This window comes from Undibacterium sp. SXout20W (assembly GCF_049340285.1).
In the GTDB taxonomy this organism is placed as follows: domain Bacteria; phylum Pseudomonadota; class Gammaproteobacteria; order Burkholderiales; family Burkholderiaceae_D; genus Undibacterium.
Genome location: NZ_JBMPPH010000029.1, coordinates 21,303 through 35,711, shown reverse-complemented (window position 1 = coordinate 35,711; position 14,409 = coordinate 21,303). Strand labels below are relative to the sequence as shown.

The following is a 14,409-nucleotide window of genomic DNA, read 5'->3' as shown; positions in this document are numbered from 1 at the left end:
ATGATTAATGAATGATTAATGAATGATTAATGAATGGTAGAATCGTACGCTACTCATTTGCAATTAAGACGAAGCGACTTGCCTTACCCTATCACTATGAATGCCCCTGTCAAAGAATCTGAGCTCTCTCACCAGGCGAAAACGCATTGGCATGCCAGCCTGCAATTGGGATTTGCGGATGATGCGGGTACGACGCGTTTGACAGAACGCCAGCATAGCGGCCCCTTGCGAGTTCAAAAACCTTTGTATCCAGAAGGTAACCGTATTTGTCATGCGATTGTGATTCACCCTCCAGGTGGCGTCGTTGGCGGTGATCAATTGCAAATCACTGCACGTGTTGGCGAAAATGGCCACGCCTTGATTACAACACCCGGTGCGGCGAAATGGTATCGGAGCAACGGTCATATTTCTGGTCAGACAGTCGATTTGCATGTCGACAATAATGCCCATTTGGAATGGTTGCCGCAAGAGACGATTTTCTTTAATGATGCCACTGTCCGCTTGCATCAAACGGTACATTTGAGTGGTAATGCCAGTTTTATTGCCGCTGATATTTTGTGTTTTGGCCGTACTGCTTCAAATGAAATTTACACTAGCGGTGAAATTACGCAATATAGTCGTATTTTTCGCGATGGCAAAATAATCTGGCACGAGCAGGGGAGCGTTAATGGTGCCAGTTCAGCAATGCATAGTCCATTGGGGCTTAACGGTAAATCGGTATGCGCTATGGTTTTGGGCTGCGGCGAATTATTGAACACTGACCAATTGAACCAATTACGTGAACAATCCAGCGGCTTGATTCGATCCCGTGAGCCTGATGCCGTCTGTGGTGTCACCCAAATGAAATCAGTGATCGTCGCACGTTACCTGGGCAATTCAAGTGAACTTGCAAGGCAATGGATGCAATTAGTCTGGCAGCATGTGCGTCCAGTCATCAATCACAATGCAGCGGCGATACCGCGTATCTGGAATACTTGAGTATTGGTGCAATTAGGAATTAGAAATTAGAATTTAGAATTTAGAATTTAGAATTTAGAATTTAGAATTTCTAATTTGAGCGTTATTTTCTGCTTGCACAATCCACGTTGTGCCGCTCAGAACGTCAAAACCACCTTTGAGGGGGCGTACATCCTTAAATCCCATTTGTTTGAGCGTATGCGCTGCATGAACGGCACTGGCGTCTCCCGGGCAGGCGCAGAAGGTGATAATTAATTGTGCCTCTGGAATATGTTCCAGATTTTCGCCAACCTTATTGACATTCCGTACTAATGCTTGCGGGAAGATGCCAGTTTCATCGATCAGCGTCTGGCTACGAAGATCAATCACGTGAAAAGGGATTTTTGTTGAACTGAGATAGGCTAATTCCTCAATGCTGATATGCGGGATATTGGCCAGTTGGTCGAAGCGCCGCTTTTGCCAGATTTTCCAGACCAACCACCCTGAAAATAGGAGAACAAACACGCTGGCGATTTGAATGCCGTGTTGTTCAAGCACACCCATGGTCGCACTGATTTGCGCTTGTAAAGCAAAACCAGCCAACAATGCAATTCCTGCCCACAAGGACGCACCGATTGCCGATGCGAATAAAAATTTTGCGCGTGACATACCCAAGGCACCAGCAACGGGTGGTGCAACAGTTGAAAAGCCTGGTATAAATTTTCCAAAAACCAGCGACCACATACCCCATTTGATAAAGCGCGCCTCAGTTTGATTCACACATGATCCGGGATTGATCGACATCTTGCATAGCAACTTAAGCACCCTATAGCCAAATATTTTTCCTGCCTGATACCAGATTAAATCTGCGATCAACGAGGCTGCGACTGCTGCCGCCAGCATGACTCCCAAAGCAAGTAATGACGATACGTGGCTCGCATTCAGCATCATGGTTGGAACCGCGGGCACGGGCAATCCTAACTGTTGCAGCAAGACATTCGTAAAAATGAGCATGCTGCTATTGTTGGTGAGAAATTCATTGAGCCAGAGTGTGGGCATAAGAGGAGTTTATTGAAGGGCTGATTTAAGAGTCTGATTTAAAAGCCGTATTTAAGAGTCGTATTTAAGAGTCTGAATTAAGAATCTTATTTAAAAATCGTATTTAAGGGTCTTATTTGTAAAGATTGAAATGGTTAAAGATGGCTTACTTAGTCATGGTCTTCATCGCGATCATTCGATCGAACCTGATTGCCTGTCCCGTCATCGGCTTTGTCGCCGCCGGCGCCGAGTGCGATCATGTTGCAACTAGCCGCACCCGCTGCTGGCGCAACCTTGCTGCCAAATAACAATTGCGTCCCACATTGTGAGCCAAACATGAGCTCTTGATTATGTCCAACATCGACGACCTCATATCGTTGGTGCATTGGCAGACGTTGGTCGCCTGCCAGATAGGATTCATAGTGCCAGTATCCACGTGCGCGGCTAATGCGGGTTGGACCTTCTGCTTCTGCTCCACAGGATTTGTCTAATACCCGATGATTCGGGTCATTATCAGCGGTGCCGGCTAAATAAGTTACCTGACGTTGCAAGTGACGCTGAAACAGCGCAATACCATTCATTGTGCCAGCATAGGGTACCATGTGCTGCATGCCATAACGGTAATCATCGTAGGCTGGGCAGACCGCCAGATCGTATACTTTAAAGCCATTCCCTTGCGGACGTTCAGGCGTGAAGTAAAGGTATGACGAAGGATTGGCGATCACATAACGCAAATCCATGCCTGACTTACGTATTTGCTCATCAACATGATTAAGGACGGCATAACGGTGCACCAGTTGGCCGCCACCGGAATGTCCGGCTACTGTGATTTTTTGTAATGCTGGATAGCGTTTTTTATTTGTTAGCATCAACAAGATATCGTCCAAGACCGTCAGTGAGCTGAGCCCGTTCTCAGATCCTGCGCCATCGACCGCATTGTCGCCACCGCTCCAACCCTGAACCGACCAAATTGGCATATGATCAAAGCCTTTGTTTTTATCAGGCACGCCAGGGAAATTTGGCGCAATGATGAGAATTTCATCCGCATTACGTCCGGAATTTTTTAAAAGTTGCATCGCCGATGTAAAGTAGTCATCGCCATTCCTTTGAATACCATGCTGAACGATAATGACTTCTTGTACTTTCGACTGTTGCAGGCTTAAATTCTGACTCGCATACAAAGGAAAGTCATATTGGTGATGACCATCAGAACCAAGGTGAACACGCTGCCATTGCGGTGTATCGTCAGCCTTACTGGCGCTTCCACACAGCAGTCCAAGTGTAGCTAAGCAGGTCAGGGCATGTTGGCGGAGGTTCATATTGTTTCTTCCAGAATGTATTGCAGCATAAAGTTAAGAAGCATTATACAAATACCTTGAACGTCACGTATTTGTAGTGAAGATCTTTTTTGGTCAATGCCTTCTGATGGTCACTTCTGCGTTTTAGATCGAAGGCACAGAGCTGACGCACAAAAAATGTCAAAATTTGCACCAAAATGCAACATTTGTTACTTCGCACAACGATGATCGTAGCAGAATGGTGCATAAAAGCTGGTTTGATTTTTGCACAATAATGGATGACTGAAAAATTGCTGAAAGAGGTGGCATATGGATTTAACTCCACGAGAAAAAGATAAATTACTGATTTTTACCGCCGCCCTGCTTGCAGAGCGGAGAATGGCACGTGGTTTGAAATTGAACTATCCGGAGGCTGTCGCACTGATCAGTGCGGCGATCATGGAGGGCGCGCGCGATGGTAAAAGCGTCGCGCAATTAATGTCCGACGGCACCCGGATACTGAAGCGATCTGATGTCATGGAAGGCGTGCCCGAGATGATTCCGGATATTCAAATCGAGGCTACCTTTCCTGATGGAACAAAACTCGTGACTGTTCATCATCCCATCCCTTAGGAGTTGCCATGATACCTGGTGAAATGTTGATCGCCGATGGCGATATCGAACTGAATGTCGGCAGACCTACCGCAAGTATTGTCGTCGCTAACAGTGGTGACAGACCGATACAGGTGGGCTCACACTTCCATTTTTTTGAAACGAATCCAGCCTTAAAATTTGATCGCGACGCCGCCTATGGGATGCGCTTAAATATCGCAGCTGGCACTGCAGTGCGCTTTGAGCCCGGTCAGCAACGCACAATTGAACTCGTGGCATTGGCAGGCGAGCGCGTCGTGTATGGCTTTAACGGACTGGTAATGGGTAAATTGAAAGGTGCACCATGAAGATTTCTCGTCAGGCTTATGCAGAAATGTTTGGCCCAACTACGGGCGATCGCATACGTCTTGCTGATACAGACCTGTTTATTGAAATTGAAAAAGATTTTGCAATCTATGGCGAAGAGGTCAAGTTTGGCGGTGGAAAAGTCATCCGTGATGGTATGGGACAATCGCAAAGAGCCCATCGCGACGTCATGGATACCGTAATCACCAATGCTGTTATTCTTGATCATTGGGGAATCGTGAAAGCCGATATCGGCTTGAAAAATGGCCTGATTGCCTGCATCGGTAAAGCGGGTAATCCTGATATTCAGCCAGGCGTTGATATGGCGATTGGCGGTGCGACTGAAATTATTGCTGGCGAAGGCCTGATTGTTACCGCCGGCGGTATTGATTCACACATCCACTTTATCTGTCCGCAGCAAATCGAAGAAGCCTTAATGAGCGGTGTGACAACCATGCTGGGTGGCGGCACTGGCCCCGCAGTCGGGACGGCAGCAACGACCTGTACCCCGGGACCGTGGCATTTACATTCAATGTTGATGGCAGCCGACGCGTTTCCTATGAATTTGGGTTTTTTGGGTAAAGGCAATGTCAGCGTGCCGTTACCCTTAGAAGAACAAATTCGTGCCGGTGCAATTGGGCTCAAGCTGCACGAAGATTGGGGCAGCACGCCGCAAGCAATCGATAATTGCCTGACTGTGGCTGATCGTATGGATGTGCAGGTCGCCATCCACAGCGACACCTTAAATGAAGGCGGCTTTTTAGAGCATACCTTAGCCGCATTTAAAGACCGTACTATTCACACTTTTCATACTGAAGGTGCAGGCGGTGGGCATGCGCCAGATATTATTGCGGCAGTGGGGGAGGGGAATGTGTTGCCATCATCCACCAATCCAACGCGGCCATACACGGTCAATACGCTGGATGAACATTTGGACATGCTGATGGTTTGCCATCATCTTGATCCGGCAATTGCTGAAGATATTGCTTTTGCAGAGTCGCGTATCCGTCGTGAAACGATTGCGGCTGAAGATATTTTGCATGACATCGGTGCTATTTCTATGATGTCATCCGATTCGCAAGCGATGGGGCGGGTTGGTGAAGTAGTAATGCGAACCTGGCAAACTGCGCATAAGATGAAGCAGCAGCGAGGATCGTTAGCGGAAGATGGCGCTGGAAATGATAATTTCCGTGCCAAACGTTATGTCGCCAAATACACGATTAACCCCGCCATTACGCACGGTATTTCGCATGTCGTTGGCTCACTAGAAGTTGGAAAAATTGCCGACATCGTTTTATGGAAACCTGCCTTTTTTGGCGTTAAACCCTCGATGATTTTAAAAGGCGGGATGATCGCTGCCGCTCAGATGGGTGACCCAAATGCCTCCATTCCGACGCCGCAACCAGTGCATTACCGCATGATGTTTGGTGCCTTTGGTGGTGGTTTAAAAAAATCATTCACTTTCGTCTCACAAGCAGGATTTGATGCTGGCCTGGCTGAACAATTGAAGCTCAATAAAACATTGATACCAGTAAAAAATACACGCCACATTCGTAAGCAAGACATGATACACAACGGCTTAGCGCCAAAAATGGAAGTCGATCCTGAGACCTACGAAGTACGCGCCAACGGCGAGTTATTGGTCTGCGAACCGGCTAAGGTGTTGCCGATGGCACAGCGTTACTTTTTGTTTTAACCGAATCGATGTCGTAAGAATCAATTTCTCATCATAGGAAACTGTAACAACAATGCTGACACTTCATACAAAGACAGAAAAAGCAGAAAAAATTGATGGACAATTAATTTTGCCCTACGAACTACGCGAAAAATCGCGCTTGCGGGCAAATTTGGTGAGTGGCGAAGATGTCGCCGTATTTACGGTGCGTGGCACCGTGATGCGAGATGGCGATTTGATGCTCGGTAATGATGGTCGCGTTATTCAAGTACTCGCCGCGCCGGAGCCAACTTATAAGGTTGAATGTGATCATGCGTTTGCCTTATTGCGCTGCGCGTTTCATCTCGGAAATCGTCACACCCAGGCGCAACTTGGCGATGGTTTTTTGCGTATCCGAAAAGATACGGTGCTTAAAGAAATGTTGCAAGGACTCGGCGCTACTGTCAGCGAGGAGATGGCGAGTTTTGAGCCTGAAGCAGGCGCATATGGCGGTGGTCATCATCATGCAGGGGATGACATGCATCCACATAATCCTTTGGCGCCGATTCCTGTGCGGCAGCGTATTCATCGCCCTTCAGATAAAAGCTGAACCATGCAATCGGCAGCTTTACTCCACTTATTGCAATTAGCCAGTCCTTCGTTGCCAATTGGTGCTTATAGCTATTCGCAAGGCTTGGAGTCCGCGATTGAACAAGGCTTGGTTAAGAACGAAGCGACGGCCAAAAATTGGATTGTGCAGTATTTACATGAAGTGGTCGCGAAGTTTGAAGCGCCGATTTTATGGCGCCTGTTACAAGGGTTTGAACAGCGAGATAAGGACAAAGTCAGCCACTGGAATTCTCTTTTTATCGCTGCCCGCGATACCGCTGAGTTTCGTGCTGAGAGTATTCAAATGGGATACTCTCTGGGCAAGTTAGTTGGCGATTTGAAAATCGCTGACGCCGCGTTGCTGGACATTTTGTTGGCGCAATCAGAATTACCTTTGCCAACGTCGCTCGCTTGCGCGGCGGTTGCCCTCGAGGTACCACCCGAATCGGTGATTTTGGGTATGCTGTTTTCGTGGGCAGAAAATCAAGCCTTAGTTTGCGTGAAATCGATTCCTCTGGGACAGGTTGCCGGACAACGTTTACTCTTGTCGTTACGTCCAGAATTGGAAATTGCAGCAGCGTTAGCAACGCGATTACACGATCACGAATTATCTAACTGGTCACCAGGGTTATCGCTCTTATCAATGCAACATGAAGTGCAATATAGCCGTCTTTACCGATCATAAGTGCAAAAATTAAAACCAAGAAGTGAGAACAAATGAATACAACAAAGATAGAACCTAACCCGTTGCGTGTAGGGATAGGCGGGCCAGTCGGTTCTGGTAAGACAGCTTTATGCGAAATGCTGTGTAAGTGTATGCGCGATGACTATGAAATGGCAGTCATTACGAACGACATCTACACCAAAGAAGACATGGAGATTCTTTTACGTGCAGATGCTTTACCTGCAGAGCGATTGATGGGTGTTGAGACCGGTGGTTGCCCGCATACTGCGATCCGTGAAGACGCATCGATTAATCTCGAAGCCATCGCACGTATGAGCGCTGATTTTCCTGATCTGGATTTAATTTTGGTGGAGTCTGGTGGTGATAACCTTGCAGCTACTTTTAGCCCCGAATTATCCGATTTGACTATCTACGTCATTGACGTTGCAGGCGGTGAAAAAATTCCGCGAAAAGGTGGTCCTGGCATTACCCGTTCTGACTTATTGATTATCAATAAAACGGATCTGGCACCCCATGTCGGTGCTAATCTCGACATCATGGCGCAGGATGCCAAGCGGATGCGGGGAGAGCGTCCATTCGTATTCACAAATTTACGAACTGGCGATGGTCTTGAAACGGTCGTTAATTTTATACGCCAGCAAGGGATGCTGGATGTTGTTCAAGGCTAATTTATATCTTGTCTATTTTAACTAAGATTCAGACTGCAGTAGTTCAGGCTGCAGTAGTTCAGGCTTCAGTATTTTCTTAAAAGATGTGAAAGCGCGATTGCCTTACACTCAACAATGCCTGGCAATGCCTGGCAATGTCTGGCAATGTCTGGTAATGACTAGTGAATTCTAATAATGGCAATTGCGCATGCTAAACCCCGTCATTATTCGTCATCTTCTATGGCTTTAGGCATCACCCAGCTCGCATGTAAGGTGGGCAAAGTGGTTAATAGGCTGACGATATAAATCAGGATGCAAAGCAAACTCCAGAGTACCTGTTCTCGCTTTAAAGTACTCAAGGTTGCTGTTGCTGTCATCGCGATCATACAAATAATGGCCGCAAACGTCGTTGAGGTATAGGTAAAGAAATAAGCATTCTTTTTAATTCGCCATTTCTTTATCTCTCTCATCCAAAAAATCATTAGGATTAAATGCTTGCTTGATGGGACCAAACGGCTGCAGAAGACAGCCCGCCATAAAGCAAAAATCTAAGGCGAAAAATTTCCACATCGTAGTAGTAGGGTAAGCGAAAACACTGGCAATAACGATGGTGTTGATTGCCACCAATATAAGCGGAAGCACTTTTAGCGGGCGACGTCGGATGCGCTGTTCTGTCAGTTTTGGTATCCCAGTCCAGATCACCAATCTATCCAAAAAACGGATGACCACATGTTCCTGGGACGGCTCCGTCTCCTTCCCCATCTGGGTATTGAAATTAGTTTTCATGTTGGGTTTGTTGTTTAAGAGAATTGGCGATCAATGGAAATGGCTGAAACGAAAAAAGCATATCGATGCTGACGTCAAAGTGTTGGGCAATTTTCATTGCCAGTTCCAGACTCGGTTTGTAGTCACCACGCTCAAGATAGCCGATAGTCTGGTTATTCACACCAACTGCTTCAGCGAGCGCTTTGCGCGATATATTGCGCTCGGCACGAAATACAGAAATTCGATTGTATATTTCCACAATAAGTAATCTATGAATGATGATTTATTGTGATTACACAACAAAATGATGTGTAAAGTCAATCTACTTTCTTAAAGCGAATAAGCCAGAATTTTTATTTTCAATAAAATCAAAGTTGAATTTGTAAAATATGAGCCCGATGTACGGCTGTCCTGGCTTCCACAGTTTGTCGAAATTATGCCGATTTCGTCATTAGCGTCGATTGCAACTGTCAAGACTAAGTGCTTTTGGTCGATCTACAATGCTGTATCGATTTAGATTTGAACCCTCAACATGATCAACCGCCGGTAGCCCCGGGAAAACAAGGAGACGACGATGTGGCATGGTGTGATACCCGCAGTAACAACTAAATTTACCCAGGACGACGGGCTTGATTTTAACGAAATGGAGCGTTGCTTTCGCTATCTGATGGATGCAGGTTGTGATGGGTTGATTGCCTGCGGTTCCTTGGGTGAAGGACCATTGCTGTCACATGCCGAACGTATTGATGTATTGAAATTAACCAAGTCTGTCACTGCAAATAAGCCAGCCATTTTGACGGTAGCAGAAGCGGCAACCCGCGACGCCTGTGCATTGGCAGAGAAGGGCGCGCGCGCTGGCGCTGATGGCTTGATGGTCGTGCCAAGCACTATTTATCATAGCAATCATAAAGAGACGGTAGCAACTTTGCGTGCTATTGCAGCGGCGGCTGATTTGCCTATTATGATTTATTCCAATCGTCTCGCTTATCGAGTTGACGTTACCACCGATATGTTAGAAGAGTTAGCAGACGATCGCCGTTTTGCAGCGGTCAAAGAATCGTCGGATGATATTCGTCGCACGACAGAAATTATCAATCGTCTTGGTCAGCGCTATGCCTTGTTTACAGGCGTGGACAATCTGGCATTTGAAGCGTTGACTGCAGGTGCGGTTGGTTGGGTGGCAGGTCTGGTCGTTGCTTTCCCACATGAAACAGTGGCGATTTATCGGTTGATTCAGGTGGGTCGCTATGCTGAAGCCTTAGATATCTATCGTTGGTTCCGTCCTTTGCTCGATCTGGATGTTTCAACTTACCTGGTACAAAACATTAAATTGGTCGAAGCCCTGGTCATTCATTCCAACGACAGAGTTCGTGCACCACGATTGCCACTGGAAGGGGAATTGCGTCAGCGGGTAGAAAATGTCGTCCAGACCGCGCTAAAAAATCGTCCACTTTTACCTTCGTTCTCCTAAGAGGTTTGATGCGCCCTCATTCTGATGTCATTGTCATCGGTGCCGGCATCGTAGGCGCCGCTTGTGCTTTGAGTCTGCAAAAGGCAGGCAGACAGACACTGTTAATCGATGCCGCACAACCCGGCTGCGGTATTACTGCTGCTGGGATGGGGCATTTAGTGGCATTGGATGAGAGTGCGCAGGAACTGGATTTGTGCCTTTACTCATTAGGTCTGTGGCGTCAGTGGGTGGAACAACATCCGGGCATTGGTCAAGTCGTGCAATCAGGTACTCTTTGGGTCGCAGAGAATGAACAGCAGCGTATCGAAGCCGAGGCGCGTGCTGAACGACTCAATGCGCGTGCATGGCAAGCAGACCTATTGAATACAGATCAGCTACGACAACTTGAGCCTTCCTTGCGGCATGGTCTTGCCGGGGCGGTCAGAGTGGCGGGCGATAGTGTGGTTTATCCTCCCATCATCGCCCATCATTTAGCGCAAGAATTACAAATGTTTGGCGGTGAAATTCTGTGCGGGCAACGCGTGATGTCGCTGCATGATTCTTCAGGAAAAACGTCCACTGTCTTGTTAGAAAATGGTCAACATTTATCGGCACAATACGTGGTCGTTGCCGCTGGACTTGGCGTTGCAAATTTATTATCGGATATGCCTGTCTTTCCGCGCAAAGGACACTTAGCCATCACCGACCGTTATCCAGGTCGATTACAGCACCAGATAGTGAGCATGGATTATGGTCAACATGCGATGACGGCGGATGGTTTAAGCGTTGCAGCAAATATTCAACCGCGTGCTACTGGACAATGGTTGATCGGGTCAAGCCGACAAGACGGGAAAACCGATACCAAAGTTTCACCCATTGCCCTCGGTGCCGTTCTGCAGTCGGCAATCCGACTGCTGCCATGTCTGGCAAAGATGCAGATTATTCGCGCATGGGCGGGGCTACGCCCGGCATCGCCCGATGGGCAGCCAATCATTGGTGAACACCCACATCGCCCAGGAGTATGGTTGGCGGCAGGGCATGAAGGTTTGGGCGTGACGACAGCATTTGCAACGGCGGAAATAGTGAAGGATCAGATCACCGGACAGAAGCCAGCGATTGATCCGACACCTTATGCGCCATCGCGCTTATTGAAAGAGTCAATAAATGAGTCGGCATATGGCTGATCAAAAAACATTATCCGCAAAAATTCAAATTTGTCTGAATGGCGAATGGATCGCGACAAATAGCAATACGACTGTAGCGGCATGCATTTTATCTGCGCCATCTTCAAGAACGATGTCAGGTTCCGTATCAAAAGCAAACTTAAAAACGCGGACATCCGTGACAGGACAAGCGCGTTTTGCAGTGTGCGGCATGGGAATTTGTCAGGAATGTCGTGTCACCATTAATGGCCACCCGCATCAGTTAGCATGTCAGGTATGGTGCGAATCTGGGATGGTAGTTGAGACGGGAGGTGGCGTGTGAAAGTCGTCGACTCTCCCAACATAATGATCTCTGCTTCGCTCTTAATTGTGGGCACGGGTCCTGCAGGCTTAGCTGCGGCCGCCGCTGTAGCTCAACATGCAAAGAGCATATTAATCATTGACGAAAATAGCGAAGCAGGCGGCCAGATTTGGCGGCGTGATGTCAAGAAGCATCATCCGCAGGCATGGAACATCTATTCTGGATTGTTGAACCAATCGCACATCCAATTCCTTTTTGGCACACGCATTATCGCCGTCGTAGATAAAAATTCTTTGTTGGTTGAAACCCCAGATGGTGCAAAGCGAGTTGACTGGGAAAAATTAATTCTGTGTAGTGGCGCTCGTGAGTTGTTGTTACCTTTTCCGGGCTGGACTTTACCTGGCGTGACGGGGGCTGGTGGTTTGCAAGCATTGATTAAATCGGGTGCTGATTTGAAAGGTAAACGGGTCGTTATCGCTGGCACCGGGCCATTATTACTTTCAGTGGCTGCGAGCGTAAAGCAAGCCCGGGGCGAAGTCGTCGTGATCGCAGAATGTCGAAGCTTGATCGACTTACTGAAATTTACGTTGGCTCTTTTTGCAACGCATAGAAAGAAATTTTGGCAAGCTATTGGGCTGATGTGGAAAATCAAACCTTGGCACTATCGTCATTCTGCAAAAGTAACAGAAGCACACGGTGAGCAAGAATTGCAGTCAGTGACCTTGTCGCATTCGGGGCGGCATACTCAGATTGCATGTGATTTAGTCGCCTGTGGTTATGGCATACGCGCTAATCTTGAATTGGCTGAATTACTGCAATGTCAAATTCAAAATGGCGCAGTTGTTGTTGATCATGTGCAAAGTACAAGTCGTTCTGATGTGTGGGCCGCTGGTGAAATTACTGGTATCGGTGGCGTTGATAAAAGCTTGATCGAAGGGCGTATTGCCGGGCATTCTGCAGTTTCAATAACGATTGATGAAGCGGACAATATCGAGCGCAAACAGGCTGTGGCGTTTGCTGCGCTTTTGCAATTAGCATTTCCAATTGATGCCAGCTTGCGGACGCTGTGCAAACCCGATACGCTCGTTTGCCGCTGTGAAGACGTTACAGCGAAAGAATTAGAGAATTTTTCCGATTGCCGGACAGCAAAGTTAATGACGCGTGTTGGAATGGGGGCCTGTCAAGGCCGCATTTGTGGGGCCGTATGTCAATTTTTATATGGTTGGGAAACGCCGGATGCACGTCAACCTGTTTTTCCGGCGAAGGCCGCTAGTTTGGCTTTGTTGGCAGATACGCCCTTTGACCGCAAAAGCGAATGATAATGAATTTGGTGATATTGGGAAGACGCAGGAGCATTCCGCGCATAGAAATAAGCCAATTGCAAAATAAGCCAATTGCAAAATAGGGAGAAGATACAATGAAGCAATTATTTATTAACGGTGCCTGGCTCGATGGCGCCAATATCATCACGAGCAGAAGCCCATCAGATCGTACTGATGTGATCGATGAGTATGCAAGCGCAGGGGCGGAGCAAGTAGAGTTAGCCATTGCCGCTGCGCACCGTGCCGCTGAAAGTTGGCGTTATTCGGGAACACAACAACGCGCAGATGCGTTGGACAAGATCGGCACCGAAATCAATGATCGTAAAATAGAATTAGGTACGCTGTTAGCCCGAGAAGAAGGTAAAACTTTGCCGGAGGCTATTGGCGAAGTAGGACGCGCTGCCGCTATTTTTAAATTTTTTGCGCAAGAAGCATTGCGTATTCGTGGCGATAAATTGGCGTCGGTTCGTCCAGGTCTCGATGTGGATGTAACGCGTGAACCTGTAGGCGTCGTTGGTATCATCGCACCCTGGAATTTTCCAATTGCTATCCCTGCCTGGAAAGTGGCGCCTGCTATTGCATATGGGAATACGGTGATTTTAAAACCAGCGGAACTGGTGCCAGGCAGTGCGTGGGCATTGGCTGACATTATTAGTCGCTCGGGATTGCCAGAAGGCGTTTTTAATTTACTTTCAGGGCCAGGTCGTATTGTTGGCGAAGCATTGGCTAATGATCGGCGTGTCGATGCCATTAGCTTTACGGGCTCGGTCGGGACCGGTCAGCGTGTATTGAATGCGTGTGCAGCGCGTCGTGCCAAAGTACAGCTTGAAATGGGCGGTAAAAATCCGCTTGTCGTCTTAGCAGATGCCGATCTGGATCAAGCAGTGAATGCCGCGATTCAGGGCTCATTCTATTCTACCGGGCAACGTTGCACCGCATCCTCACGTCTGATTGTGGATGAACAGATCTACCCGGCGTTTGTTGCAGCAATGAAAAACAAACTGGCGACAATTAAAGTTGGTCATGCGTTAGAGGCTGGGATCGACATTGGTCCGGTCGTTGATCAATCGCAGCTTGATCAGGATTTACGTTACATCGATATGGCGAAAGCGGAAGGCGCACAATTAGCCTTTGGCGGCGATCGTTTACGTTGCGCTACGGACGGCTATTTTTTGAATCCAGCATTGTTTGTCGATTGTGACGCATCTATGCAGCATGTGCGTGAGGAAATTTTTGGGCCGGTCGCTTCAGTGATTCCGGCAAAAAATTATGAACATGCTTTGCAACTGGCCAATGACACAGAATTTGGTTTGACTGCGGGGATATGCACGACCTCATTAAAATACGCGACCCATTTCAAACGTCACGCGCGGGCGGGCATGGTGATGGTGAACGTACCGACCGCAGGTGTTGATTACCATGTTCCGTTTGGCGGCACTAAGGGCTCAAGTTATGGTGCGCGAGAGCAAGGCAGTGCGGCGATTGAGTTTTATACGACGGTCAAAACGAGTTATACATTAGGCTAAATCTCATCCTGACGTTTTTATTCTGATCTTATCGATGACATCGATATGGCAGTATTTAGGTTCCAAATAGCAGCCTGTT

At 47.6% G+C, this 14,409-nt stretch carries 17 protein-coding genes; 12 read left to right on the top strand and 5 right to left on the bottom strand.

Going from position 1 to position 14,409, the window contains the following annotated elements:
- Window positions 1-33 precede the first annotated feature (33 nt).
- Window positions 34-978: an urease accessory protein UreD gene (locus ACO0K1_RS14250; RefSeq protein WP_423026842.1), complete on the top strand. Its 945-nt coding sequence runs from the start codon at window positions 34-36 to the stop codon at window positions 976-978.
- Between the two features lie 54 nt (window positions 979-1,032).
- On the opposite strand, the gene ACO0K1_RS14245 is transcribed toward ACO0K1_RS14250, so the two are convergent.
- Complete coding sequence (locus ACO0K1_RS14245; RefSeq protein WP_423026840.1) at window positions 1,033-1,995, bottom strand: VTT domain-containing protein; 963 nt, start codon at window positions 1,993-1,995, stop codon at window positions 1,033-1,035.
- Between the two features lie 149 nt (window positions 1,996-2,144).
- Complete coding sequence (locus ACO0K1_RS14240) at window positions 2,145-3,293, bottom strand: hypothetical protein (protein WP_423026838.1); 1,149 nt, start codon at window positions 3,291-3,293, stop codon at window positions 2,145-2,147.
- A 288-nt stretch (window positions 3,294-3,581) separates the two neighbouring features.
- On the opposite strand from ACO0K1_RS14240, the gene ACO0K1_RS14235 reads away from it, so the two are divergent.
- The 6 genes from ACO0K1_RS14235 to ureG are packed head-to-tail and all read left to right on the top strand — an operon-like array spanning window position 3,582 to window position 7,824.
- On the top strand, window positions 3,582-3,884 hold the full coding sequence (locus ACO0K1_RS14235; protein WP_423026836.1) for an urease subunit gamma: 303 nt from the start codon (window positions 3,582-3,584) through the stop codon (window positions 3,882-3,884).
- An 8-nt stretch (window positions 3,885-3,892) separates the two neighbouring features.
- On the top strand, window positions 3,893-4,210 hold the full coding sequence (locus tag ACO0K1_RS14230; RefSeq protein ID WP_423026834.1) for an urease subunit beta: 318 nt from the start codon (window positions 3,893-3,895) through the stop codon (window positions 4,208-4,210).
- Complete coding sequence (ureC, locus tag ACO0K1_RS14225; RefSeq protein WP_423026832.1) at window positions 4,207-5,904, top strand: urease subunit alpha; 1,698 nt, start codon at window positions 4,207-4,209, stop codon at window positions 5,902-5,904. The genes ACO0K1_RS14230 and ureC overlap by 4 nt, the downstream gene beginning before the upstream one ends.
- 52 nt (window positions 5,905-5,956) lie before the next feature.
- Window positions 5,957-6,472 carry an urease accessory protein UreE gene (gene ureE / locus ACO0K1_RS14220; protein WP_423026830.1) on the top strand — a complete coding sequence of 172 codons (516 nt, stop codon included), beginning with the start codon at window positions 5,957-5,959 and terminating at the stop codon, window positions 6,470-6,472.
- A 3-nt stretch (window positions 6,473-6,475) separates the two neighbouring features.
- Entirely contained in the window at window positions 6,476-7,156 is a 681-nt protein-coding gene (locus ACO0K1_RS14215) for an urease accessory protein UreF (protein WP_423026828.1), read from the top strand.
- Window positions 7,157-7,188: 32 nt separating this feature from the next.
- On the top strand, window positions 7,189-7,824 hold the full coding sequence (ureG, locus tag ACO0K1_RS14210) for an urease accessory protein UreG (protein ID WP_423026826.1): 636 nt from the start codon (window positions 7,189-7,191) through the stop codon (window positions 7,822-7,824).
- Between the two features lie 203 nt (window positions 7,825-8,027).
- Here the strand turns inward: ureG and ACO0K1_RS14205 are convergent, their stop codons facing one another.
- The 3 genes from ACO0K1_RS14205 to ACO0K1_RS14195 are packed head-to-tail and all read right to left on the bottom strand — an operon-like array spanning window position 8,028 to window position 8,827.
- Window positions 8,028-8,273: a hypothetical protein gene (locus ACO0K1_RS14205; RefSeq protein ID WP_423026824.1), complete on the bottom strand. Its 246-nt coding sequence runs from the start codon at window positions 8,271-8,273 to the stop codon at window positions 8,028-8,030.
- A complete protein-coding gene (locus tag ACO0K1_RS14200) occupies window positions 8,245-8,589 on the bottom strand; it encodes a hypothetical protein (RefSeq protein WP_423026822.1) in 345 nt (114 codons plus the stop codon). Before ACO0K1_RS14200 ends, ACO0K1_RS14205 begins: the two co-directional genes overlap by 29 nt.
- Window positions 8,579-8,827, bottom strand: a complete 249-nt coding sequence (locus tag ACO0K1_RS14195; protein ID WP_423026820.1) for a helix-turn-helix transcriptional regulator — start codon at window positions 8,825-8,827, stop codon at window positions 8,579-8,581. Before ACO0K1_RS14195 ends, ACO0K1_RS14200 begins: the two co-directional genes overlap by 11 nt.
- A gap of 315 nt (window positions 8,828-9,142) precedes the next feature.
- Between ACO0K1_RS14195 and ACO0K1_RS14190 the strand changes: the two genes are divergently transcribed.
- The 5 genes from ACO0K1_RS14190 (at window position 9,143) to ACO0K1_RS14170 (ending at window position 14,330) form a co-directional block, all read left to right on the top strand.
- A complete protein-coding gene (locus tag ACO0K1_RS14190) occupies window positions 9,143-10,039 on the top strand; it encodes a dihydrodipicolinate synthase family protein (protein WP_423026818.1) in 897 nt (298 codons plus the stop codon).
- A gap of 8 nt (window positions 10,040-10,047) precedes the next feature.
- Window positions 10,048-11,202 (top strand): NAD(P)/FAD-dependent oxidoreductase, encoded by a 1,155-nt coding sequence (locus ACO0K1_RS14185; RefSeq protein WP_423026816.1) that lies wholly within the window; start codon window positions 10,048-10,050, stop codon window positions 11,200-11,202.
- On the top strand, window positions 11,195-11,503 hold the full coding sequence (locus ACO0K1_RS14180) for a 2Fe-2S iron-sulfur cluster-binding protein (protein WP_423026814.1): 309 nt from the start codon (window positions 11,195-11,197) through the stop codon (window positions 11,501-11,503). The genes ACO0K1_RS14185 and ACO0K1_RS14180 overlap by 8 nt, the downstream gene beginning before the upstream one ends.
- Window positions 11,500-12,801 carry an FAD-dependent oxidoreductase gene (locus ACO0K1_RS14175; RefSeq protein ID WP_423026813.1) on the top strand — a complete coding sequence of 434 codons (1,302 nt, stop codon included), beginning with the start codon at window positions 11,500-11,502 and terminating at the stop codon, window positions 12,799-12,801. Before ACO0K1_RS14180 ends, ACO0K1_RS14175 begins: the two co-directional genes overlap by 4 nt.
- A gap of 98 nt (window positions 12,802-12,899) precedes the next feature.
- A complete protein-coding gene (locus ACO0K1_RS14170) occupies window positions 12,900-14,330 on the top strand; it encodes an aldehyde dehydrogenase family protein (RefSeq protein WP_423026811.1) in 1,431 nt (476 codons plus the stop codon).
- Window positions 14,331-14,409 lie beyond the last annotated feature (79 nt).